This window comes from Desulfogranum aggregans (genome assembly GCF_055398265.1).
On sequence record NZ_AP042447.1, the window covers coordinates 2,996,191 to 3,019,241 of the forward strand.

At 49.5% G+C, this 23,051-nt stretch carries 18 protein-coding genes and 1 pseudogene; 2 read left to right on the forward strand and 17 right to left on the reverse strand.

What is annotated here, in order from left to right; genetic code table 11:
* The first annotated feature begins 279 nt into the window (after window positions 1-279).
* On the forward strand, window positions 280-2,931 hold the full coding sequence (locus ACZ52Z_RS13180) for a glycosyltransferase (RefSeq protein WP_464267245.1): 2,652 nt from the start codon (window positions 280-282) through the stop codon (window positions 2,929-2,931).
* A gap of 34 nt (window positions 2,932-2,965) precedes the next feature.
* Entirely contained in the window at window positions 2,966-4,864 is a 1,899-nt protein-coding gene (locus ACZ52Z_RS13185) for an LTA synthase family protein (RefSeq protein WP_464267246.1), read from the forward strand.
* A gap of 265 nt (window positions 4,865-5,129) precedes the next feature.
* Here the strand turns inward: ACZ52Z_RS13185 and ACZ52Z_RS13190 are convergent, their stop codons facing one another.
* The 17 genes and pseudogenes from ACZ52Z_RS13190 to ACZ52Z_RS13270 all read right to left on the reverse strand — a co-directional run bounded on the left by ACZ52Z_RS13190 (window position 5,130) and on the right by ACZ52Z_RS13270 (window position 22,945).
* Window positions 5,130-6,329: an ABC transporter permease gene (locus tag ACZ52Z_RS13190; protein WP_464267247.1), complete on the reverse strand. Its 1,200-nt coding sequence runs from the start codon at window positions 6,327-6,329 to the stop codon at window positions 5,130-5,132.
* 9 nt (window positions 6,330-6,338) lie between these two features.
* A complete protein-coding gene (locus tag ACZ52Z_RS13195) occupies window positions 6,339-7,547 on the reverse strand; it encodes an ABC transporter permease (protein WP_464267248.1) in 1,209 nt (402 codons plus the stop codon).
* The gene (locus tag ACZ52Z_RS13200; protein ID WP_464267249.1) at window positions 7,534-8,229 is read right to left on the reverse strand and encodes an ABC transporter ATP-binding protein; all 696 of its coding nucleotides are present in this window, start codon (window positions 8,227-8,229) and stop codon (window positions 7,534-7,536) included. Before ACZ52Z_RS13200 ends, ACZ52Z_RS13195 begins: the two co-directional genes overlap by 14 nt.
* The gene (locus tag ACZ52Z_RS13205) at window positions 8,226-9,380 is read right to left on the reverse strand and encodes an efflux RND transporter periplasmic adaptor subunit (RefSeq protein WP_464267250.1); all 1,155 of its coding nucleotides are present in this window, start codon (window positions 9,378-9,380) and stop codon (window positions 8,226-8,228) included. The genes ACZ52Z_RS13200 and ACZ52Z_RS13205 overlap by 4 nt, the downstream gene beginning before the upstream one ends.
* A 234-nt stretch (window positions 9,381-9,614) precedes the next feature.
* Window positions 9,615-10,889 (reverse strand): NAD(P)-binding protein, encoded by a 1,275-nt coding sequence (locus ACZ52Z_RS13210; RefSeq protein WP_464267251.1) that lies wholly within the window; start codon window positions 10,887-10,889, stop codon window positions 9,615-9,617.
* Window positions 10,890-10,962: 73 nt separating this feature from the next.
* Window positions 10,963-11,508, reverse strand: a complete 546-nt coding sequence (locus tag ACZ52Z_RS13215; RefSeq protein ID WP_464270792.1) for a transposase — start codon at window positions 11,506-11,508, stop codon at window positions 10,963-10,965.
* 39 nt (window positions 11,509-11,547) lie between these two features.
* Window positions 11,548-13,071: an IS5 family transposase gene (locus ACZ52Z_RS13220; RefSeq protein WP_464267038.1), complete on the reverse strand. Its 1,524-nt coding sequence runs from the start codon at window positions 13,069-13,071 to the stop codon at window positions 11,548-11,550.
* 126 nt (window positions 13,072-13,197) lie between these two features.
* Window positions 13,198-13,296: pseudogene (locus ACZ52Z_RS13225) on the reverse strand (transposase); the annotation flags it as partial.
* A gap of 150 nt (window positions 13,297-13,446) precedes the next feature.
* Entirely contained in the window at window positions 13,447-13,716 is a 270-nt protein-coding gene (locus ACZ52Z_RS13230) for a BrnA antitoxin family protein (protein ID WP_464267252.1), read from the reverse strand.
* Entirely contained in the window at window positions 13,709-14,017 is a 309-nt protein-coding gene (locus ACZ52Z_RS13235) for a BrnT family toxin (RefSeq protein ID WP_464267253.1), read from the reverse strand. The genes ACZ52Z_RS13230 and ACZ52Z_RS13235 overlap by 8 nt, the downstream gene beginning before the upstream one ends.
* A gap of 105 nt (window positions 14,018-14,122) precedes the next feature.
* Complete coding sequence (locus ACZ52Z_RS13240; protein ID WP_464267254.1) at window positions 14,123-14,785, reverse strand: transposase; 663 nt, start codon at window positions 14,783-14,785, stop codon at window positions 14,123-14,125.
* A 140-nt stretch (window positions 14,786-14,925) separates the two neighbouring features.
* On the reverse strand, window positions 14,926-15,705 hold the full coding sequence (locus tag ACZ52Z_RS13245) for a hypothetical protein (RefSeq protein WP_464267255.1): 780 nt from the start codon (window positions 15,703-15,705) through the stop codon (window positions 14,926-14,928).
* Between the two features lie 140 nt (window positions 15,706-15,845).
* Window positions 15,846-16,550: a class I SAM-dependent methyltransferase gene (locus ACZ52Z_RS13250; protein WP_464267256.1), complete on the reverse strand. Its 705-nt coding sequence runs from the start codon at window positions 16,548-16,550 to the stop codon at window positions 15,846-15,848.
* A gap of 200 nt (window positions 16,551-16,750) precedes the next feature.
* Window positions 16,751-17,992 carry an ISL3 family transposase gene (locus tag ACZ52Z_RS13255; RefSeq protein ID WP_464267257.1) on the reverse strand — a complete coding sequence of 414 codons (1,242 nt, stop codon included), beginning with the start codon at window positions 17,990-17,992 and terminating at the stop codon, window positions 16,751-16,753.
* Between the two features lie 261 nt (window positions 17,993-18,253).
* Window positions 18,254-18,706, reverse strand: coding sequence for a hypothetical protein (locus ACZ52Z_RS13260; protein WP_464267258.1), 453 nt, complete (start codon window positions 18,704-18,706; stop codon window positions 18,254-18,256).
* Window positions 18,707-18,824: 118 nt separating this feature from the next.
* Window positions 18,825-20,129 carry a group II intron reverse transcriptase/maturase gene (gene ltrA, locus ACZ52Z_RS13265; protein WP_464267259.1) on the reverse strand — a complete coding sequence of 435 codons (1,305 nt, stop codon included), beginning with the start codon at window positions 20,127-20,129 and terminating at the stop codon, window positions 18,825-18,827.
* 557 nt (window positions 20,130-20,686) lie between these two features.
* Window positions 20,687-22,945 carry a GmrSD restriction endonuclease domain-containing protein gene (locus ACZ52Z_RS13270; protein WP_464267260.1) on the reverse strand — a complete coding sequence of 753 codons (2,259 nt, stop codon included), beginning with the start codon at window positions 22,943-22,945 and terminating at the stop codon, window positions 20,687-20,689.
* Between the last annotated feature and the right edge of the window lie 106 nt (window positions 22,946-23,051).

Here is a 23,051-nt window from a genome sequence, read left to right on the forward strand (position 1 = left end):
TACTAAAGCAACAGGTCACGTCAAGTGTAAGTCTTGATGTATTCTTTAACAGTGTCTGGCGTCATATCTTGGTATCTGATTTCTTTTTGCTAATGAGAAAGATTGGGGCGAAATGAAATCCTTTTCTCCATCTGGTCCAGATGAAGTTGCTTCGTTCTGCAACTATGACAAAGAACCATTTTTTCTCTCTTGCATGAATCGTTAGAGACGAAGAGTAAATATACCCCTCTATTCCCGAACAATGATTTCCGGATATTTACAAGGCAAAATTTTCTATCGATGAACAAACTTTCCTTATTTCTAGTGCTCCTTATAGGAGCGCTTAGTTTTATGGTTTGGGCTACTTTCAATCGTCCAGATCAGCTTCCTCCCTGGCCAAGACACATTGACGGTTTTTCCTTTAACCCGATGCGGGTTCACGAGACTCCAAACCTGAACAACTTCCCGACTCTTGAAGAGATCGACCGGGACCTTGCCCTTCTTGAAGACAGCGTTTTTTCCATAAGGACCTACACCGTTCTCGGGACACAGGGAGAGATTCCAAGACTTGCCAGTCAGCACAACCTCAATGTTGCCGTCGGAGCATGGATAGGGCAGGATGAAAAGAGCAATGAGCAAGAACTGGAAAAGCTCTGCACCGTTTATAGAGATTCAATTAAAAACATTGTACGGGTGGTCATCGGCAACGAATCATTATTACGCAAAGATGTGTCGCTGAATACCCTGATCAATTATCTTGACCGCATGCAGAAAGTCATCAATGCCCCAATCAGTACTGCTGAACCGTGGCATATTTGGCTTGATAACCCTGAGTTGGCCAAACATGTTGATTATCTAGCTGTCCATATCCTTCCGTACTGGGAGGGAATTGATGTAAGAAGTGCTTTAGCGTTCACCCGCGAGCGGATGGCAAAACTTAAAGCAGCCTTTCCGGACAAACCGATAGTTATCTCTGAAATCGGGTGGCCCAGCCGGGGGCCCACCAGGGGCCAGGCCAAAGCCTCACTCGCCAACCAGGCACTGTTTTTGCGTCAGTTCCTCGATATGGCAGAAAAAGAAGAATATACCTATTATATTATGGAGGCCTTTGACCAGGTATGGAAGCGGCAGTTGGAGGGAGAGGTCGGCACCGCCTGGGGAGTATATAATGCCGACCGGGTGGCAAAGTTCCCTCACACGGCACCGGTTGTCCGTATACCGGAGTGGCCGACACTTGCAGGCCTTTGCGCCTCCCTCGCCCTTATTATTGCAGCTTTTCTCTTTCGTGATTCAAAAGGACTCAACTACAAAGGCAGGGGATTTTTAACGATCCTCACCTACCTGGTTGTTACGATGACGGTGTGGATTGTGTATGACTATACGCAACGCTACCTCACCCCCGGCATACTCGCTGTTGGCATACTGATGATCCTCTCCGCTCTGGGGATAGGTGTTGTGCTTCTGGCCGAAGCTCACGAATGGGCGGAAGCATTGTGGCTCGGCGCATTGCGCAGATCTCCCAAACATCTTGCCCCCCCTGATTACCGTCCCATGGTTTCCGTGCATGTACCCGCCTATAACGAACCCCCGGAAATGTTGAAGAAAACATTGGATACTCTGGCCGGACTGGATTACGTCAATTACGAGGTACTTGTTATCGACAACAACACCAAAGATTCGACAACCTGGGAGCCGATAGAAGAGTACTGCAGGATTCTGGGTGAACGGTTCACATTTTTTCACGTTGCTCCGCTGGCGGGGTTCAAAGCAGGAGCTCTCAACTTCGCCCTGCAGCATACCTCACCCGATGCTGAAATTATTGCTGTCATAGACAGCGATTATCAGGTCAGCAGGGCGTGGCTGAAGGATCTTGCCCCACTTTTCAATAACCCGAAAACAGCAATCGTCCAGGCTCCACAGGATTATCGTGATGGAGGTGAATCCGCCTTCAAAGCCATGATGCAAGCTGAATACAACGGTTTTTTCCATATCGGCATGGTGACACGAAATGAACGTAACGCCATCATTCAGCATGGAACCATGACCATGGTGCGAAGCAGTGTGATGCAAGACATAAACGGCTGGGCTGAGTGGTGCATTACCGAAGATGCAGAACTTGGATTGCGCATCTTCGAACGTGGCTATGAAGCCGTTTATGTCGCAAAAAGCTATGGACAAGGGCTGATGCCCGACACTTTCCTTGATTTCAAAAAGCAGCGTTTCCGATGGGCTTATGGAGCCATGCTCATTATGCGCCACCATCTTGCAAGTCTACTCGGTTTCAGAAAAAACGGCCTGACACGGGGACAACGGTATCATTTTCTCGCCGGATGGCTGCCGTGGATAGCTGACGGGGTAAACATGCTGTTTAACCTGGGGGCTCTGACCTGGACCACTTTGATGATCCTGCGGCCTGACCACTTCAGTCCCCCGGAAGCAATATTTTCGCTTATGCCGCTGACTTTTTTCAGCTTCAAGGTCCTGAAGATGTTTGCACTGTACAGGTGGCGGATTAAAGCCGGATACCGACAGTGTCTGGCAGCTGGCCTGGCCGGTCTTGCCCTGTCGCACACAATCGGTCGGGCCATGCTTGCAGGTTTTGTCACAAAAGGAATCGGATTTTTCAGAACGCCGAAGATGTCCACCAGGAATCAACTGATGCAAGCCCTGGCAGCCTGTCGCGAAGAGCTGCTTTTTGCCATCGCCTTTCTTTTGGGCTGTTATACGCTTGGCCTCACACAAGATCTGTCACTGCTGGATTTACGCATGTGGCAACTAGTTCTTCTTATTCAGACAATTCCGTTTCTTGCTACTGTTCTGGTTTCAATAATCAGCGCTATGCCTCGGCTGCCTGCGGGTTTAATTGGAGCCATGGAACCAATCAATCGATATGCCGCCGGTTCTGAAGAGAATGGAAAGGTGGCATCCGGAACGGTTACTCCTGAACCATGAAGGAATACACTCATCCGTTCAAGTCTGTGACAAGATGAAATTTCGAAAAACTTTTTTTGTCTATCGTAGCGTATCGGAAACCGGTCAAAATACGGTAAGCTGGAAAAAAAGCATTCTGGGGATCGGCTCGGCTGCACTCTACATTGTTGTACTTTATACGGCACTGCAGCTAGTTGATGCTCATTTTTTCTCTGTTCAGGTATGGAGTGGCACGCTGGTCAGAGACCTTGCCGCGCATATTATGTTTGGCCTCCTGCTTTATTCCATCGCCAGGAGTTGGATAATGTGGGCACTTTCCTTTTCACTGCTTGCAACTGTTTTACAAATAACCAATGCCTTGAAGCTGAACGTGCTGGGAAGCCCGTTAATGCCCGACGACTTCCTCGCCTTTACCAATATGCTCCACCTTTTTTCCGACTGGCGTCAGCCGGCTATGATAGCCGCTGTCGGCCTTCCCGTTATACTTTTAATCGTATCCATCGCCTGGAAACATAGAAGTACCTGGATTCTTTTTTTATGCGGAATCGTTGCTGTCTCACTGCTCTTTACCTATGCAGGAGAAGTGACTGCTTATATGGATAAGCAATACGGAGATTGGGTCTGGAATCAGCCGGGCAATTACAAACAGCGCGGTCTCATCCGGCATATCATCCATGAGGGCATACGAAATGTAGCCCGTAGCGAGGTGAATATCTCCCGTGACGATACCCTCAATGCGTTGGATGCGCTCCAACCAGGAATTCTTCACTTTGACAGCAGCGCTTCACTGAACAGTAAACCCAATATTTATATGATTCTCCTCGAATCCTTTTGGGATCCCATGCTGCTCACATTTGCGGGAATTCACCCGGACCCTGTTGATCCTCGGTTCAGACGGTTATGGAGCAAGGCAGCGCAGAGTACGGCAATGTCACCTGTATTTGGAGGGTATACGGCCAACACCGAGTTTGAAGCGCTGTGTGGTTTTCCGGTGACAGAAAATGCTGTATTTTTTGAAGGCAGACTGCGCAATGAGGCTCCCTGCCTGCCCCGATACCTCAAAGGCTCCGGATATACCAGTATAGCCGCACACCCGAATTACGCAGCATTCTGGAACAGGGTCAATGCCTATCAACGCATTGGCTTTGACCACTACTGGTCGCAAAACGATTTCAGCCTGGACGACATGAATCGGGAATTCCTCAGTGACGCTTCTCTTTATAGACAAGTTCTTGATAAGTTAAAGAAAGAAACAATAGCTTCCCCTTACTTTGCTTACATCGTAACCTTTTTTGGCCACCTGGACTACCCTCTCTCCGAATCGAGGCCTGAAGTTATAGATATCGGTATTGATAATCGAATGCTCAAAGGATATGTCAACCAGATCTATTACAAGAGTAAAGAATTGATGGATTTTGTCGAGCAGCTTCAAAAAATTGATCCCGACGCCATCATTGTCTTTTATGGCGATCACCTGCCATACCTTGGTCCAAATCATGATTGTTTTGTGCAGCAGGGGCTTTTCACGAAAAACAAAAGTGATTTCGATGCCGCCATGTTCAGGAATTATGTCACGACCCCGCTGATACTTTTAAATGGTCGCAAGGGTCCAGTTCAAACCGGTTCCATCCCCATGTATCAGCTCCCGGCGCGTCTCCTTGCTATCCTTGATGACGCGCACCATGGTTTTGCTGAAACTGCCCAGAGTTCACAGTTGCAGTATATCAGGCCGCTTGCCGGACTCAGTCTGTATGCTCCGCAGCATGAGACCCCCGTACTGTGTAAACAGGGTACCGAACATACCGATTCCCGCTGTACTCAAATTCTGCATTCCACCGCCATGCTCACTACCTTAAGAGATGACCTGTTTACTGCCGATCAGTTCAGCCTGACCCGTCTGGTCAACGATGGAGCCACTGATGAGGTGAGAAGAGGTAGCTTCTCAGCAAGGTAAACCACAAACCGTTCGAGCCGAGAAAATAGAGGATATCCAACCACTCTTTACTTTCTGCAACTATGACAAAGACCTCTTTGTCTTGGAGATCCCGCTTGTACTCTCTGTTTTCCTTCTGAAAAAAAATACTTTAATTTGTCTTCCGTGGATTAACATAAAAAGAGATCTGTCTCTTTTTTATGCTCTCCCTGCTTATTGGGTTTCGCCACATCCGCCTAGCGGAGGAACCAAGAGGAAATACATGATTTTTACCGCCGGCACCCTGTTATTCCGAGCGTAACGCCTCCAGAGGATCAAGCCCGGCAGCCTGCCGGGCGGGGATGATGCCGGCAACAACGCCGATGCCCATGGCCAGCAGCTCGGCCAGAAAGACAAAACTCCACGGGGTATGCACCGGCAGCAGCGGCACAAAGGTGTGGATGAGCAAGGCGCAGACAAGCCCCGCTGCCAGGCCGGCCGCCCCGCCGAGGGCCGCGAGCAGGGTTCCTTCCAGGAGAAAGAACACCAGGATCTGCGCGCGCGTCGCCCCCAGGGCACGGAGCAAGCCGATCTCACCGGTCCGTTCACGCACGGCAATGGTCATTACCGTAAAAATGCCCACACTGCCCACCAGCAGCGAAATGCCGCCCAGTGCCCCTACTGCCACAGTGAGCATGCCCAGCACCGAACCGAGCACATCGAGCATCTGCTGCTGGGTGGTGATGGTGAAATCCTCCTGACCGTGGCGCTGCAGCAGCACCCGCTTGATAGCCGCCGCCATCTCATCGGCGTCCGCGCCTTCCTGATAGAGGACATCGATCTCCATCAAGCCGTCGCGATTAAACAGATCCAATGCCCGTACCGCCGGAATGTACACGGTGTCATCCATATCAAAGCCGAGAATCTGCCCCTTGGATTCCATCACCCCGATGACCCGCCCGGGCTGGTTGCCGATCTGGATACGCTGGCCCAGTGGATTCCGACCGGGAAACAGCTCTTGCCGGGTCTTATGGCCCAGCACCACATAGGGCCGGGCGGTGCGTGCATCGTCCGGCGGCAGAAAGCGGCCACTTTTCACCTGCATGCGAAAGGCGCGATCCATATCCGGCCCAACCCCGTAAATGGTGATCCGCCGGGTGCGGCCATTGGCCTTGACCTCGGCATTGCCCTGAACCAAGGGCACCGCTGCCTCGACCCGGGGGATCTGCGCCAAGGCCTCGCAGTCTTCCAGGGTGAGCAACCGTTCGGAACCGATCACCCCGAGGGACGTGCCCATGGTGGTAACCTTGCCCGGATTGATGGCGATCAGATTGGTGCCGAACTGGGTGAATTCGCTCAGCACAAACCGCTGCAGCCCCTCGCCCATGGAGGTGAGCAGGATGACCGCGGCAATGCCCACGGCAATGCCCAGACCGGTAAGAAACGAGTGCAGCCGTTTGGCCCGGATGGAGCTGGTGACGAAATGAACCTGATCCCAGAGATCCATAGGCTCGCCTCAGTGTTTAGCCAGCGCCTGGATGGGATCAAGGCGGGCCGCCCGGCGGGCGGGCAGCAGGGAAAAAATAAACCCGGTGCCCAGCGCCGTGCCCAGGGCGGCGGCAATGGCCCAGGGCGGCGGAGTGGTCTGCAGGGTCGGGTAGAACTGGATAACCAGCCAGGAACCGCCAAAACCGAGCGCCATCCCGATCAAACCGCCGATGGTGGAGAGGACCAGAGCCTCGGTCACCAACAGCGCCATGATCTGCAATTGACTGGCACCCAGGGCCTTGCACAGTCCGATTTCCGCAGTCCGCTGGGCGACCGCCATCAGCATGACGTTCATGATCAGAATTCCGGCCACCACCAGGCTGATCCCGGCAATGCCAGCCACGGTCAGGGTGAGCACTCGGAAGATTTTATCAAAAGTGGCCAGCACCGAATCCTGGGTAATAATGGTCACATCCTCCTCGCCATAATGCCGTTTGGCAATGGTGGTACTGATGTGCTTCTTCAGGCGATTCAGGACCTCCAGATCCTTGGCCTCGATCAGGATGCGGAACAGGCCCTCGGTGTTGAGCACCATCTGGGCAAAGGCCACCGGCACTATCACCAGTTCTTCGGTATCCAGCCCCAGGGAGCGCCCCTCCGAGCCGAGGATGCCGATAACCCGGCAACGGAACCCGCCGAGCCGCACCATTTCCCCCAGCGCATTCTGCGTGCCGAACAGTTCCCGATAGACCTTGGCACCGATTACGCAGACCGGCCGGGCTATTTCCATATCCTCATCAGGTAGAAAAACGCCCCGCTCCATGGTGAGATGATGAATCTCAAGGAGTTGGGACGTGGAGCCGATCAGCGGTACCTGCCGTTCCCGGCCCCGCCAGGCGATGCTCAATTCGCCGATATTGACCGGGGTCAATCGCCGCACGGTATCACCCCGCATAAGCGCCCTGGCATCGCCCAGAGTGAGGTCACGCGGGGTCTCGCCCACCAGGGTGGCCGGGGTATTGGAAGCCGTTTCAGTGCGCCCGGGAATAACGATTACCAGATTGGTGCCCAGCGAGGCAAACTGATCAACGATGTACAGTCGGGCACCGTTGCCGATGCCGGTGAGCAGGACCACCGAGGCCACGCCGATACTCATGGCCAGCAGCATCAGCAGGGTACGGACCCGGTTGCTGCCGAGGCTTTGCATGGCAAAGCCGATGGTGTCAAGGGGCCGCATGGCCGGCTCCACGGAGGCTGTCGGCTGCGATTTGGCCGTCCACCACCCTAATCTGGCGCCTGGCCCGACTGCCGATCTCCGGATCATGGGTCACCACCACCAGGGTGAGACCATTGCTGTTCAACTCCTCCATCAGTTCGACGATCTCAGCCCCGGAATGGCGGTCCAGGTTACCGGTGGGTTCGTCGGCCAGCAGCACCGCAGGCTCGTTGATCACTGCTCTGGCGATCGCCACCCGCTGGCGCTGCCCTCCGGAGAGTTCGTCCGGGCGATGATTACTCCTGGCAGCCAGCCCGAAGGCCTCGATCAGGCGAGTGCTGCGCGCCTGCCGTTCCTTGCTCGGCACCCCCGCCAGGAGCAGGGGCAGCTCGATGTTCTGCTGGGCAGTGAGTCGGGGAATGAGATGAAAAAACTGAAAAATAAAACCGATTTTGCGGCTGCGGGTGGTCGCCAGCTGATTATCACTGAGGCTGGTGACATCCATCCCCTCCAGGAGATAGGTACCGCTGTTGGGCGTATCGAGCAGGCCCAGGATATTTAGCAGGGTCGATTTGCCGGAGCCGGAAGGCCCCATGATCGACATGTATTCGCCTGGTTCTATGGTCAGGGAGATCCGGTCCATGGCCCGCACCTCCTGCCCTCCCACGTTGAAAATACGGCTGACTTCACGCAGTTCGATCATGGCGAGACTGCCTGCTGTTCCATCTGGACCAGCGCCCCGTCGGCCAGTCCTTTGCGGTCGATGGTAGTCACTACCCGATCGCCCCTGGAAAGGCCAGAACGGACCTCGGTGAACTTCCAGTTGCTCAGGCCGGTGGTAATTTGTCGACGCTCGATGCGGTTATCCTCAGGCTGGACACGAAAGACAAAGCGCTCTTCCAGCACCGCTTCGCTGGGAATACGGAGGACATCCGTGCGGGTATCGATGATAATCTCCACATCGGCACTGTAGCCGGCCAGGAGATTTTCCGGCGCGGACTGCTCGGTAAAATCAGCTTCGATCTCCACAGTGCGTGCCTGTTTGGCCACCTCGAGCACATACGGGGCAATACTGTGCACGTGGCCCGGAAAGGTCTGTTTGGGAAAGGCGTCGAGACTTATTCGAACGTCCATGCCTGTCCGCACCTGGGCTGCATCGATCTCGTCGATGGGTGCGGTGACATAGAGCGACTGCATATTGATCAGGTCCACCGCCGGCAGGGTGGCGATTCCCGGCGGCGAAGGGGTGAGGTATTCGCCGATCTCGCCGTTGACCTCGGCGACAATGCCGTCAAAGGGGGCAGTGAGGATGGTTCGCTCCACCATGGCGCTGGCTGCCTCCACCTGGGCCGCACTGACTGCCCGCCGGGCCTTGGCTGCCTCGCAACCTGCTTTCCGGGCCTGGGCTGCGGCCATGGCCTCATCATACCTGGATTCGGAGGTGGCGCGGGTCCCGCGTAATTCCTTCTGCCGCTCGGCTTGCCGCTGGGCCAGATCGGCCATCAGACAGGTTTCCCGAACCGTGGCCTCAGCCACCAGCACCTCGCTTTTGGCCAGTTGCAACTGCGCCTGCAGATCCTTGTTCCACAGGGTAAGCAGCACCTGCCCCGCCTTAACCACATCCGACTTGCGCACGTTGAGGGTGGCAATCTGGCCGCCTGTCGCCGGGGTCAGATTGGCGCGATTGCGGGCCTTGATCGAACCGGCCCGGGTATTGGCCACCGTGGCCTCCACCACGCCGCTGTCCACCGTCTGCACAGTGACGTTGATCGGCTTTTCCCGGGTAAGATAGCGGTAACCGAAAAAGAGGCCGACAACGATGATCGAAATGGTGAGGAAATAGGCTTTTTTCATGAGTTTGCGATGCTGCTTTCCTCCTGTGAAGGGGTCACGTCTCTGTTTGACTCTTGTCAACTTCCAGCCTACTTGCTTTGGTCCGATCTATTGGCTGCTGGATTTTCAAGATTTGTTTTCTCGAAGCAATACTCCTCACCCTACTATATTTCAACAGCTGAATCTGCTCGCCGGTATCCTTTAAGCAGGGAATTGTTACTGCTGAGATGCGTCAAGCAAAGACTTGCCCCCTTTTTATGGCCTAATGGCCGAAAATGTTTCCGGCAATTGAACCTGCAAACGATGAGCTACCCGCAGACTGGAAAGAACCGCACTTTCTAAAAGGGGTACCCCCTCAGCAGCGTAGGATCCGCAGAACCAGATCCGTCTGTCAGCCTGCTGATGTAACTGCTGGAGTAAATCTAAACCAGCCAATGAATGCTCATTGACGACCGGCCGTTGTAAGATATACTGGGCGACAATGGTATCTGGCTGCGGCGCAAACAGAGGATTGATGGTTTGGATAACTGGGTGGGCAATCTGCCAATCCGGATTAAAGCGGTTCATCCACACACTGCACATTGTGGCACACCGGTCCTGAGCAATGATGAGATTTATATGAGCCCAGCCTTCATTTTTACTAGGCATCAAGGCCGGATCCTGATGAACGATAATGGGCACGTCGTCATAGCTAAAAGCGCTGAGCATTTTGCATTCAGCCTCGGAAGGGCTGGATAAAAGATCGAGGGCTTGATTCGCCTGAGTGGCGACAATCAGATGATCAAATGTTTCGGCCTGCCCCTCTGTCGTTTCCACCCGCACACCAGCCGGTGTTGGATACACCGCACAGCCCCCTGTTCGATAGCGAATATCGTCAATGCCACGACTCAAACGCTGTACAACGTCTTGCGTACCATATTTTGTTCGTAATAAGGGCTGGGCTCCAAACAGATTGAGTAATGTTTGCAAAATAACGGGAGCCGGATAAGCATCTATACTCTCATAAGAACACGTGCAAACCGTTGAAGCGAGGGTCGGATAAAGAAAATCGTAGATAAAGGCTCGTGAATAAGCCTTGGATTGAAGATAATCAGCCAGCGTTGTTTGATACGATAAGCCACCAGCCAAGTCCTGCGAAGCGCCAAAGGCAAGCCGCTTGATATCATTCATAATCTGGTTCAGGTGTTCGGTGATATCAAGCCCTTCTGGTAGTTGTGGTTGATAAGCGACCTCTACATTGAGAAAATTATGCTCACCCAACAAACTAAAAGATTGCGATGGATCAATGGGGCATAATGCAACCCCCACCTCACGATAAAGATTGACCAAATTTGGCCACTGAGTAACATTAAAAATACGGGGTGGCACATCCGTGCGCAGAGCGACACCATCCTGTTCGAGGGCCATTGAATGAGCATCCATGCCCAGAGAATGATGCTTCTCATAAAGCGTCACTTGGTGTCCAACACGATGGAAAAGCCAGGCTGCACTTAAACCGGCAATGCCGGTCCCAATTATTCCAATTTTCATATAAGTTTCCTTATGATGAGAGTTGAATGTCTTTTTGACATTTTGTCACATGGCAGTTCCTGGGACACTATATCTACCCTTTGGCCTTCTTTTTAGGACCTGGTTTTTGCGGTCTTAACCTCCGGCCAAGTTTACTCTCCAATTTATCTATAAAATCTTCTTTCCCTAGAGGGCGACCGGTTCGTTCATGAAGGTTGAGCAGATCAACTTCATCTGACGGAGTCAATTTCAAAAAACTGCGCCAATTGGGAACCAGTTCAAGTAAGGGCGCTACCTTTGCCAGCTCGTCATCCTTTCCGCTAAGATGTGCATGGACACTACTCCAGCGGTAATCTTCTGGATTTTCCACTAACCTTGCACCAACGGGATTCATTTCGACATATCGGGCTGTGGCCAACAGATGTTGCTCATCCATGGGAAAAGAGGCAAATCTTTCCTGCCACAGGTGACCTCTCCATTTTTCACGGAAATTGATTCGCCGGGTATAACGGCGATGGGCTTCACCAACGGCTCGGGCAAGACCTTCTTTGGTGTGAGGGACAGCAATAAGGTGAACATGGTTCGGCATAAGGCACCAAGCCCAGATCTCGACTTGATACTTATGACACCACTGCGCCATTAGCTCAATATATGCCAAGTAGGGTTTGCTGAACAACGATTAACCACTTGCGGCTTCGATGGCTTTAAACCCGGCCAAAAGGCAAGAAAGTTTATGAGGCGTCCACCAAACATTCGCAAATCGAGCTTTTGTTCTTTGAAAAAATAATAAAACGACGATGGCCAGCCACCGTTTCAGGTTCATTACCAAGAAACTGATCATGATTGCGGTTTCACTGGTACATGACAGCTTGGTCATGATCCGGTTCAAACTATAGCGGCGTTTGCCTTGACCGAACTTGCCCTCAACCGCATTTCTGTCAATTTCATCCTGCCTGGCCTGCTGTTTTGCTGCTTGGAGTGCTTTGGCATTTTCCTGGGTCACTTTTGGCGGTCGGCCAAGCCTGGGGCCAGACAATCGAATCTGGTGGTGCTTGCAATATCGGCGGTTTTCGCGGTTACGATAAATTTTATCGGCATGCACCGATTCCGGGTAGCAACCATATCGCGTACGATACGCCTCGATTTGAGCAATAAGGTCACAACTTTCATTGTAGTTGTCCCAACTGATATGGTCGACAAAGCTGATGCCGTGCACAAGGCTGATACTGATTTTGGCCCCGAACTCAGTGTCAGCAGCAGCTTTACCACGCTTGATCGGTCGAACATGCGGTTGACTAATGCTGACAATACGGTCATCAATACGATGACTGCGGTTCTCGTACATCCACTGTTGTTGGCGGTATACCTCAGAAATCACCAGCAGCTCTTTATAATGGCGACGGCCGAGCAGTGTAAATCCTTGATGCTCACCAAGTTGATCAATGGAGTTGAGATTGCGCCGCAGATACCCTAATTGCCGACGGAGGCACTTTCGAATCTTTTTGCGACTCATCCGCTTGTCTTTGGCAATAGACAAAAATTGTCTTCTGGCTCGTTGACGGTAGGTGCGCGGCTTCTTATATCCTCGTCCTCTGGCTTCATGCAGGATATCAATGATCTGCTCACTCTTCTCACGGGCCTTGTTGAGGAGTTTGATATCGGTGGGATAGGTGATATCCGCAGGAGCACATGTGGCATCCACCAGCAACTGGCCGCTGTTGCGAGATGGTTTTTGGTCGCTCGTCGTCTCGGTATCGGTTCCTGGGGGTGTTTGGCCGGGTGCCGGTGGGTCCTGATCTCCGTGCATCTTCTCTGCAATGGCATTGTTGACCTCGCTCAACACATCTGCCGGAAAGCGTTTACGGAAATGGACAAACATGGAGGCGTCAAACGGTGGCATGGTGATGAAGGACTTGAGCCCGCAAAAGTACTGCAGATACGGATTTTCCGTGATCTGCTCAACGCATAATCTGTCACTGACACCTAGTTCTTCTTTGATGATCAGTGCGGCGAGGGCCATTCTCACAGAGAGAGCCGGGTGCCCGGTACCGGATTTCGAGAAATTTTCCCTATAGCGTTCTTCGAACTGCACCCAGGGGATCAAGGCAGCTAATTTTACCCATTTGTTGTCAGGTGCCAGCTCTCCATGAAAGGGTAGAGAAAATTCAGGGAGTTCGAGCTGCTTCTGATTATGCTTGTACATGGTGTTACTGTCGGAAGGTGCAAGGGTTTTGGAAGGTGTCAGCCGTTTTCTGTGCACTTACGACGCCGATTATACTATTTTTTAAACACAAATTCATGGTCTTGCTTGTTGCTCAGCAAGCCCCAAGTAGTCGTCATCACAAAAAAAGGTCTGCTGGCGACGATTACCTCGCTGGGTAATATGATGAGGGTAGCCAGTGGCTATTACCCGTGCAATTCTTGCCATGATTAAAATATATCAGCACATCGACAATACACCACCATTTAAGATACTGTCCCCAGAATTCCTCAGAGACCCGCCAGCCAAAGCCTTGAGCGGTTACGCTCAACTCGAACCGGTTGATTCTACAATTTTTCTTAATGCTTGTTTTCTTGATTAGCGTGCGCTGAGTTCTTTTTCTATGCGCTCAGCAAGAAATATTTTTAAAAGAGATTGATATGGAACATCCCTTTTGTTGGCTAGAAGCTTAAGCTCTTCAATCATACTTTCCGGAAGACGAAGGGATATTTTTTTTGTTGAAGGTTTAAGGTTGGAAAAGGTGATTTTTTCGGCTTTATCCCAATTGATATAGTCTGTGGAGTCATGGTTCTCCCAAAACTCTCTTTCTTCTTCTTCATTTTTAAATTTTGGTATTCGTTTACTCATTATTGTATACCTCCCTTTCTTTTCGACTCATGTCTCTGGCTGAAATGACACGAATACGCTTGCTTCTTACAGTGAAGGCAATGAATAAGGTTCTGTTTGAGTCGGTTCGACCAAGTGCATAAAATCTTTTTTCCCTCTCTGAATGTTTTATGTCGTCTTGAATTACTAGAGGTCTATTAAAAAAAAACTGTTCGCATTCAACAGGGCTGACTTTATGTTTCAGCCAATTTTTATTTATATTTCCATCATCCCACTCAAAACCTTCACATTGGCTTAATAATTCCTTGTATATCTTATCCATGCTTTAAGTATATATCCAAGATGCACACTTTTCAAGACTGATGATTTCTTCTAGGGCACAACGTTTCGAGCTGCACGTAGTTTCAGAGTTACGGGGACAGTATATCTATCCTTTGGCCTTCTTTTTAGGACCTGGTTTTTGTGGTCTTAACCTCCGGCCAAGTTTACTCTCCAGTTTATCTATAAAATCTCCTTTCCCTAGAGGGCGACCGGTTCGTTCATGAAGGTGGAGCAGATCGACTTCATCTGACGGGGTCAAGTTCAAAAAACTGCGCCAATTGGGAACCAGTTCAAGTAAGGGCGCTACCTTTGCCAGCTCGTCATCCTTTCCGCTAAGATGTGCATGGACACTACTCCAGCGGTAATCTTCTGGATTTTCCACTAACCTTGCACCAACGGGATTCATTTCGACATATCGGGCTGTGGCCAACAGATGTTGCTCATCCATGGGAAAAGAGGCAAATCTTTCCTGCCACAGGTGACCTCTCCATTTTTCACGGAAATTGATTCGCCGGGTATAACGGCGATGGGCTTCACCAACGGCTCGGGCAAGACCTTCTTTGGTGTGAGGGACAGCAATAAGGTGAACATGGTTCGGCATAAGGCACCAAGCCCAGATCTCGACTTGATACTTATGACACCACTGCGCCATTAGCTCAATATATGCCAAGTAGTCGTCATCACAAAAAAAGGTCTGCTGGCGACGATTACCTCGCTGGGTAATATGATGAGGGTAGCCAGTGGCTATTACCCGTGCAATTCTTGCCATGATTAAAATATAGCAGCATATCGACAATGTACCACCATTTAATATACTGTCCCCAGGATTCATTGCCTTTGAGATACCGTTAACTTGGAAAATGCCGCCATGTTAAAGCCGCCCCTCTCGAACGTTTTGTTGGGCATTTGTTAAAATTTGGCCACTATATTACTTGCTTGTTGTTTATCTAATTCAATTCCTTGAATATTCATTTTGGTATTGCCCCAGTCACCTGAGTTTAACAATGGAGCATTTGCAGGGTTTAAAGGTCTAGAATTTGATGGATCGGCTCCTCCAAAAATGTTACTTTGTACAAAAACGCATTCGGCTACTTTTAAGCCACCTTTATACATACATGACTGTCGTCTATGATAAAAATGATAATTATGATTGTAGTCAATACAGGTAGAATTTGAACCTATATATCTACAACTACCAACATAACTTACTGATTCTGATATATCCGCTGCTGCTACAGGAGTTGGGTTATGTGCTAAATTAGGTGGATAAGGAGTCACTGAAGGGTTATGAACAAACTGTCGGGGAGTTGTAAATTTGTTTGATGCTAGAAGATGCGAATCAACGATGTCATCAACTCGAAGTATTGCAACTCCAAAGTACCAGTCATTCCTGGTAGAAACTTGTTTTAGTACTTTCTGTTGACCTCCGTAGATTTTCTTCAAAACAGGGTTTGGTACCTTGGTGACATATATTATTGTATCATTTTTACTTAATTTGTTACTCAATCCACGACACAATCCTGAGATGACAGCCTTAGCTGTGTTGACTGGTTGATATTGATCCAAAAAAGGATCTTGGCACATTGAACGATCAATTAACAAATTTGGGAATTTGCTTGCGTTAGCTGTCGTGTAGGCGTAGAAATCATTTCTACTCACCCAGGTTTCACAAGTAAGTAATTTTATCATTTTTGGTATGATTATCTAGTTGTTATCGAACTATTATTTTGTTGCCCAACGCCCGGCTCACGCACCGGTTTGGAGCGGCGAAGCGGCGAAAAATCGGTCGCTATGCAGCCAATTGTTAGCTTTCTGATGCACGATTAAAATCAGCTTCGGGGCACCATCTTAATAGAAAAACTGGGGTCGTTTGGCACCAACCCCTCAAGTAGGCTCGATTCGTATTCGCTAAATACTTCTTCCTTCCAGCGTTTTAGAGACGATGAATCAAAGTATGATCGTTTGGCCACATAAGACGCATTTGTTGCGCCCAATGAATAGTCAATTTTTAGCGCAACAGTCATAATCATTGGTTGCTGAGTCGTCGAAGGCTCAACATCCAAACACTCCCAAGTACCGCTGCCTTCCGGCGAAGAAAAATTCACAACCTGGCCGGGAAATACCTGACTCTCGTCAAAGAAATCGATCAAGACGGACTCTCTTGGGAAAGCCAAAATTGCATCAGCAATCGTCCTCAAATTTTCCGATGTTTTCCAAAATGCCGACAGGCGTCCAGAGATCACGACATGCTTGGCGTTACTTGATCGCAGAAATTCACTAATGTCTGAAAGAACAATACGAGCGACGCCTGGGTACCGCGCCTGACTGTTGGCTATAACTGTCGGAGAATTATCGACATACACAATTTCGAAACTTCGTGAAAGTTCTGCTGCCACCTCCGGGAATCCGCAGAAAACAACAGGATTATCGATATTTCGCAATAGTGACGTAATATTTTCGGCAACTCTCGCGGGATCATGAAACGCCCGATAAACGATATCCCAATCAAGATTGTCTGAATAATAATCCGTCATGAAATGACTCTCTAGGCCGAAGGAGCATCAAGCTAACGTTTCGAGCTGAGCGGCAGCGTCCTGCAGGGAGGTCACTGTCAAGTGGCCTCCCTGTGGGGCGATGTCCGCTCCGGCGGTTGGATGGCGGCCTGCGAATCAGCAAGCAGGCATCTTGTAATTTCGAGCTCGGCGTATTTTCCCGATTAATTTTTTTAGGCTCCTCACACAAATCGGTGGAGTCGGTAAGTTACCCATGCAGTGGTAGAGATTGCAGATAAAGTTCTCGGCAGTTCGGAACCCATAGGCCTTGTGGCTGACCACCTTGGCCTTGTTAGGCTGACCACCTTGGCCTTGTTATTGAGCCCCTCGACAGTGCCGTTGCTGATGGGCATGTGAAACCAGGTCAGGATGTTTTCTTCGTGGCGCCGGACCATCCACGCAAAATCACGGATGGGTTGCAGGCGGGAATGGGTCGCCCACCAGAACCACTGCTTCAGATGCTTTCTGGCCCACGGTTTCGTCTTGTATGACCACAGGTCGCGAAAACGCTCTTTGAGGAGATACGCCCTGTTGATCTTCAGGTTCATATGCTCAAGGCTGCTGAGCCTGACCTGCTGCTTCGGAGCCAGGTTCCAAGGGTTCTTGAGCCAGATATAACGACTGCCTTTCATGAGAGCTTTATGCTCTTTGCCTTTCTCGCGGATCTCGTCACGGCGGACCTGGTCTACGGCCTCCATCAAGTGGCGAACGATATGAAATTTGTCAAAGACCAGAGTTGCCTGGGGAGCGCATTCCTTGATCACCTCGACATAGGGTTTCCACATATCGCAACAAATACCCTGGAGGGCTGCCGTACGCTCTGGCCCGAGATAGGTGAAAAAAGATCGCAAAGCGTCCTTGGTTCTCTCCACTCCGCTCCATATCAATGTTTTTGAGCGGAGATCATAGACATTGGTGAGATACACTTGACCCTTCTTACGCGAAATCTCATCAACGCCGATGTGGGTGATACCACTGAGGTCACGGTGCTCCATGCCAAAGCTGACCACGCTCTTTACGGCCGCGGCCACGGTGCCCCAGGAACAGTTGAACAGTTTGGCCACCGAGTACCACGGAAGCATTTCAGCCCATTTGGCAAGAAAGCAGCTGTAGGCCAGGGTAAATCGGTGCTTGCCCTTTACCCAGGGAAGCTTTTCAATGCGGACACCTCTGCACCTGGGGCAGTATACCCTTCGGGGCTGATACCTGAACCAGACTGGAATATTCCACAAGGGCACATGACGGAAATAACGTTCATCACGCCTGTCTCGATACGTGGCAAGGTGGCCGCATGTTCCACAGCGGATTCCATACCGGGCGTCAGGTCGAATTTCAGCTACAAATCCGTCTGGATCATTGGTGACCCTATGTACTCGAAAACCTTGCAAATCAACCGTCTGTTTGATTATCTGTTCAACAAGCATGAGTTCCTCTGTAGGTAGAAGGATGGCTGGCCGGCCTCTATCTACCTAAAAGAACTCATGCTTTTTAATTTGTTAAGTTTTTTTATGCACCGTTTCCTGCGAAGAGCCATTTTTTTAGAGCCGTCAGCCAAGTGCTGGAGCGGTTACGCTCAGCTCGAAACGATGGCGTCGCGCGCAGCGGGACGCCAGCGTTGAGTTCACCGGCGAGCTTCAGCGAGTCTAGCGGAACGCAGTGGAGCGATGGTGAAAAGACTGGTTATGCTATTTTATTTTTATCCAAGTATTTGACTTCTCAATATCCTCGACAATCATTTTCTTCTTTTCACCATCAAATTCTAAAGTCATCCTTGAGGTTTTTTCTTTAAAATCTTGGATGAAGATTTCTTTGTCTTTAAATTGCTTTCCAAGCATTACTTGGTAGGAATTTCCACTTACATCTTTTAATTGTAAAAATAGACCTGCATTTGGTTTCTCACCTGATTCAATTAATGGTTCTACAAATTTAACATATGCATTCCAAAGAACAGAGCCAACAGTGATTATAGCAGCCGTATCATGTAATAAACCTTTCCAGTCGAAAGCCGCATTTATAAACGTACCAGGTGGTGGGTTAAATCTATATAATGTGACTCCTGGAACTTCATCTTTTATAAAATTGATAAGTTCCTGCTCATCAAAACCTGTATTTGCTAATGCACATTGTATTTGTAGCATTTCATTTCCTTAAGCAATTAAGGTAGGACGGCCAGTTACCCGACCGCCCCCTCGCAGATCCCTGCGTGCGGTATTCCCGCACAGGGCTCCTCGATATTATTCGCTTCGTACAAAAGCATTATTTGGCCCAATAACCGATTATGCGGGGTCGAGGGATACCAAAGAACTCCATAAGTTCGAGAAATCCTCGCCAGTTAAAGCTTTTCCGTTGGCTGCGTCGGTTCAACCACTTAAAGACGATCCCGCAGCTGAGGCGGTAGAAGGAATTCAGCTTGCGATAGTTCCCGCTGACACCATAGTAATTGTAGTGCCCCTGGAGCTTCGCTCGCAGTTGCTCCATGATTTCCGCCAAGCCTTTGCTGCGGTTGGTCTTTATCCACGATCGCATTGCTGAAAGGGCCAGCTGGAACTTCTTCTTTGCTGTCCTCATACTCACCAGTGGCTTCCCTTTCCTGCTCAGAACCCATCGATATTCAAAACCCAAAAAAACAAAGGTCTCACTCTTCTCGGTTTCAAATCTGGTGAATTTGATTGCTTTCGTCTTCTCTTTGGAAAGCTCGAGGTTGAACTTGCCCAGTCGCTTGCCGATGACCCTTTGCACTTTATGCAAATCTTCCCGGTACTGGAAACAGCACACATAATCATCAGCGAATCTCATGAGATAGGCGTCTCCTTTACAACGAGGTTTGACGATTTTCTCAAACCAGAGATCCAACACAAAGTGGAGGTAGATGTTGGCCAGCACGGCAGAAACTACACCACCTTGAGGAGTACCGGTCACTGGTAATATTACCCGGCCATCCTCCTCCAAGATACCAGCCTTGAGCCACTTCCTGATCAGATTCAGAAAGGAGCGATCATCTATCCGCAGCTCAAGCATACGTAACAGCCAATCATGATCAAGATGATCGAAAAAGCCTTTTATATCTGCATCCAAAATCCACCGAAACTTGCCACGATGGATTCGTTGGCTCAACTGAAGAGCCGCTTTTTGGGGCCCCTTGCCACGGCGATACCCATGGCTGCAGGGCAGGAAATCCTGTTCAAAGATTGCCGAAAGGATGTGCGCTACGCTATGCTGCACCAACTTGTCACCCATTTCCGGAATACCAAGGGGGCGTTGTTTCCCACCTGGCTTGGGAATATAGCGGCGGCGAACAAGCTTGGCCTTATAGCGTTTCTCCTTCAGGGCGGTGGTGATACCCCTGACATTACCCTGAAGATCTTTCCCAAACGTCTCCCAATCAACGCCGCTTACTCCAGGCGCTGACTTACGATTAAGCTGGCTGAAACTCCAGCACAGGTTTGTTTCGTTCAGGAGACTGTACAGATTGCCGAATCGGTGATGTGGATCCTCCTTTGCTTTCTTTGCTATTCCCCGCAGTGAGGTTTGCATATGTTTATCAGCCTGTCGTATCTGCATATGTTTCCTTTGCGGGCTGCATAATATCGTCATTCCCTTCCCCATGTGATCGGCCCTACCGTCTCGGAGTACTATGGAATGATCTGACTCCCTTCTACCCATCAGACGTTCTTCTTGTGGTTGAAACGTCTTACCTCCTGCTCACAGGAGGAGATGGAAGGGTCTCCCAGGTTCCTGACACTTCTCTCACTGCATGCCACGCTCTCGGACCCCGGCAGCCCCTCGGGAATCTTGCCAAAGCGATTCCGTTGTACTGGCTTCCGACACGTTAACATCGTCGCCAACTGCACTATACTCTGACGAGGCTGAATTGCTTGAGGGAGGTACGTCTCCCCTGCGGCCTACAGTGTTCCCTGTGTACGCTTCACGACTGTTGTTCGCCGATTTTCCGGCTCCGCGAGTCGCGCAACACTCGGTACGGGCTGCTGGCTAGGCTTTGCCCGATCGGGACTTCCCACCATACGGTGAGGCACCCGACAAGAAGCGCCAAGCTGCGCCTGGCGCACTAACGTTGCTAATCAGCGGCGCGGCTTTTTGCGTCCGCTGCATTAGCCTTGTTAGCCCTTAAATCTTTGTTTTATATACTCTTGGGTCTGACTTGCACTCAGTTCGCTTGTGGATGGACCGGTGCGGATATAAAATTTTTCCATATCTCCTTCTTTCACAAAAACAGGAGAAGGGGCTTTACGGCATTTTACGACCATTACCCGACAATCTTCATGATCTTCAAAATGAGCATTGAGACTGGTAATAGCCTGTATGCCCATTCGACTTTTTACGATATTTACCAAGTGCAATCCCATTTTGTCCTCATTGGCAAATCCATCAGTTTCGATGCCAACAGGATTTCCGTCATCAGAAATTCCCACAATTAATGTACCACCGTTTGTATTTAGAAAACCTGCCAATGTTTTAAGCACAGCAAGCTCCATCCGGGGGTCTTTACTCGAAGTATGAAGATTGGTTCGAAGGGTAGATTTAAACTCGACAGCTTCAGACTCGCCATTCATGACAATTTGAGATAAATCAAAATCGACAGTCCCTGCATCTTCTTCTATCTCGGAAGCAATTAACGTTGCATAACCTTCAGCAATTACTTGGGCCATCATCTCACGTCGTTTTTCCAAGAATTCACGGTATTCTAAGTGCTCCCAATTATCCGGTAATGCATGGTGACGATACATCCGGTCAAGTTCACTTTGTTTATGGCGACTCTTCATTTCCGAAAGGTAATCAATTGGGGCCTGATCAGATATTTTGATATTATCCCCCCATTCAACCAGAGCGTAATTTGCTATTTGGTTGGTATCCCTTATTGATGTAATTCCTATAGTCTTGAGAAAACCTTTTGGGAAAAGGTGATGGCGTTCAACTGCTGACCTATTAGCCTGTATGGCTGGATCAAGAAGTTCGGATACTCGGATTTTAGAAAATAGCGCCCGTGCATCTAACAATACCAGTGCGGCATTGTATGCAAATAATGACGGACTTCGGGGAGATGAAGTGGCAAGATCGTTTGGCAATGAAACTCCCCAAAAATCATTTGTAAGTGTGATATCACAGACGTGGTTTAGAGTCTGGATGAAGCCTTCGGCTGTATCAATATCTCTAAACCGTGCTAAGTCAAACTCCATGGCGGATTCAGGAGAACCAGTAAAACGACCTGTTACACTGGACATGAAAAACCATCGCGCAATTGCACGACGAAGGTCGAATTCCTGAACTTTATATTCTGTTCGACCGATTAAATACAACATATATGAGAAAAGCAGATTGTTTTGAGAACTGATCATTTTTCCGCTTCTAAACCCCGCTAAACGGATACAGTTCATGAAATCATGCCAATATTGTAATTTAAGAGTTCTTTCTTGAGAATTTTTTAGCAGTTCAAATTGTTGAATCCTGCGCTCATCACTGAATTTTTCTGTTTCTAAATCTTTACCACGAAGAATTGAATAGACATATTTCAAACGAGCACGTTTGAAGGCCACTCCCACAGCGACACGTAACAATTGATCGGGGGAAGGCTCTATAAAATGGTTAAAAGGAGAAGCCTCTCCTTTAGATGGTTTACGTGCGTTTCGGCAGAAAGTTTCAAGTGCAGATCGGCCTTCATCCCAGAATACAGACATTAAAGTAAGAATAAAGTCTGCTTGATTGAGCGGTGTTCCTTTGCTGTTTATGCGGACAAAAACATCAGAAACCGCTTCCTCATCAATATCTGCTGCTAATTCCAGAGCGGTGAAAGGAAAACTTACCAAACCTTGTAGGCTGCTAATTGCGTTGCGTATACTTTTACGTTCATCATCACTGACTTCACGGGATGCACTTAATCCATCCATGTAGTTGTCTACAACCTCAAATAGATCAGTTTTTTCACTCCAAAGTACAGATATGTCGGGGAGAAATGACTTGTCTCGGCGAATAGCCGCATCCGCCACTTCAAAACGCTGTTCTAATGGATTGAAGGCAATTTGAATATGTTCACTTTCGAAATTTTCACGCAAGACCGCAACTTGTTTTACTACTGCATAGAGAGACGTAAGTCTTTGTTGGCCATCAACAATTACCAGTCGCGGTGGCTTTTGTTTATTGTCGGTTCCGATGGTGCGCACATCAGAACTGGCAGCATTTTGCCAAAAAAGCAAGTAGCCGACAGGATAACCTTTGTACATAGAATCAAATAAATCTCGAACTTTGGCATTTTTCCAGACAAAAGGGCGTTGAATATCGGGTAAGCCAATTTCTCCGAGCCCGATGTATTTGACCAGCGAACCTAAGTCATAATCAACCTTGGTAAATACGGTTTTACTCATTTTTTCTCCTGTGGGCATTAAGGTAGGACGGCCAGTTACCCGACCGCCCCCTCTCAGATCCCTGCGTGCGGTATTCCCGCACAGGGCTCCTCGATATTATTCGCTT

Coding starts and splice junctions, on each gene's coding strand:
- ACZ52Z_RS13180 (WP_464267245.1), top strand. CDS start 280: ATGAACAAACTTTCCTTATTTCTAGTGCTCCTTATAGGAGCGCTTAGT.
- ACZ52Z_RS13185 (WP_464267246.1), top strand. CDS start 2,966: ATGAAATTTCGAAAAACTTTTTTTGTCTATCGTAGCGTATCGGAAACC.
- ACZ52Z_RS13190 (WP_464267247.1), bottom strand. CDS start 6,329: ATGGATCTCTGGGATCAGGTTCATTTCGTCACCAGCTCCATCCGGGCC.
- ACZ52Z_RS13195 (WP_464267248.1), bottom strand. CDS start 7,547: ATGCGGCCCCTTGACACCATCGGCTTTGCCATGCAAAGCCTCGGCAGC.
- ACZ52Z_RS13200 (WP_464267249.1), bottom strand. CDS start 8,229: ATGATCGAACTGCGTGAAGTCAGCCGTATTTTCAACGTGGGAGGGCAG.
- ACZ52Z_RS13205 (WP_464267250.1), bottom strand. CDS start 9,380: ATGAAAAAAGCCTATTTCCTCACCATTTCGATCATCGTTGTCGGCCTC.
- ACZ52Z_RS13210 (WP_464267251.1), bottom strand. CDS start 10,889: ATGAAAATTGGAATAATTGGGACCGGCATTGCCGGTTTAAGTGCAGCC.
- ACZ52Z_RS13215 (WP_464270792.1), bottom strand. CDS start 11,508: ATGGCGCAGTGGTGTCATAAGTATCAAGTCGAGATCTGGGCTTGGTGC.
- ACZ52Z_RS13220 (WP_464267038.1), bottom strand. CDS start 13,071: ATGTACAAGCATAATCAGAAGCAGCTCGAACTCCCTGAATTTTCTCTA.
- ACZ52Z_RS13230 (WP_464267252.1), bottom strand. CDS start 13,716: ATGAGTAAACGAATACCAAAATTTAAAAATGAAGAAGAAGAAAGAGAG.
- ACZ52Z_RS13235 (WP_464267253.1), bottom strand. CDS start 14,017: ATGGATAAGATATACAAGGAATTATTAAGCCAATGTGAAGGTTTTGAG.
- ACZ52Z_RS13240 (WP_464267254.1), bottom strand. CDS start 14,785: ATGGCAAGAATTGCACGGGTAATAGCCACTGGCTACCCTCATCATATT.
- ACZ52Z_RS13245 (WP_464267255.1), bottom strand. CDS start 15,705: ATGATAAAATTACTTACTTGTGAAACCTGGGTGAGTAGAAATGATTTC.
- ACZ52Z_RS13250 (WP_464267256.1), bottom strand. CDS start 16,550: ATGACGGATTATTATTCAGACAATCTTGATTGGGATATCGTTTATCGG.
- ACZ52Z_RS13255 (WP_464267257.1), bottom strand. CDS start 17,992: ATGCTTGTTGAACAGATAATCAAACAGACGGTTGATTTGCAAGGTTTT.
- ACZ52Z_RS13260 (WP_464267258.1), bottom strand. CDS start 18,706: ATGCTACAAATACAATGTGCATTAGCAAATACAGGTTTTGATGAGCAG.
- ltrA (WP_464267259.1), bottom strand. CDS start 20,129: ATGCAGATACGACAGGCTGATAAACATATGCAAACCTCACTGCGGGGA.
- ACZ52Z_RS13270 (WP_464267260.1), bottom strand. CDS start 22,945: ATGAGTAAAACCGTATTTACCAAGGTTGATTATGACTTAGGTTCGCTG.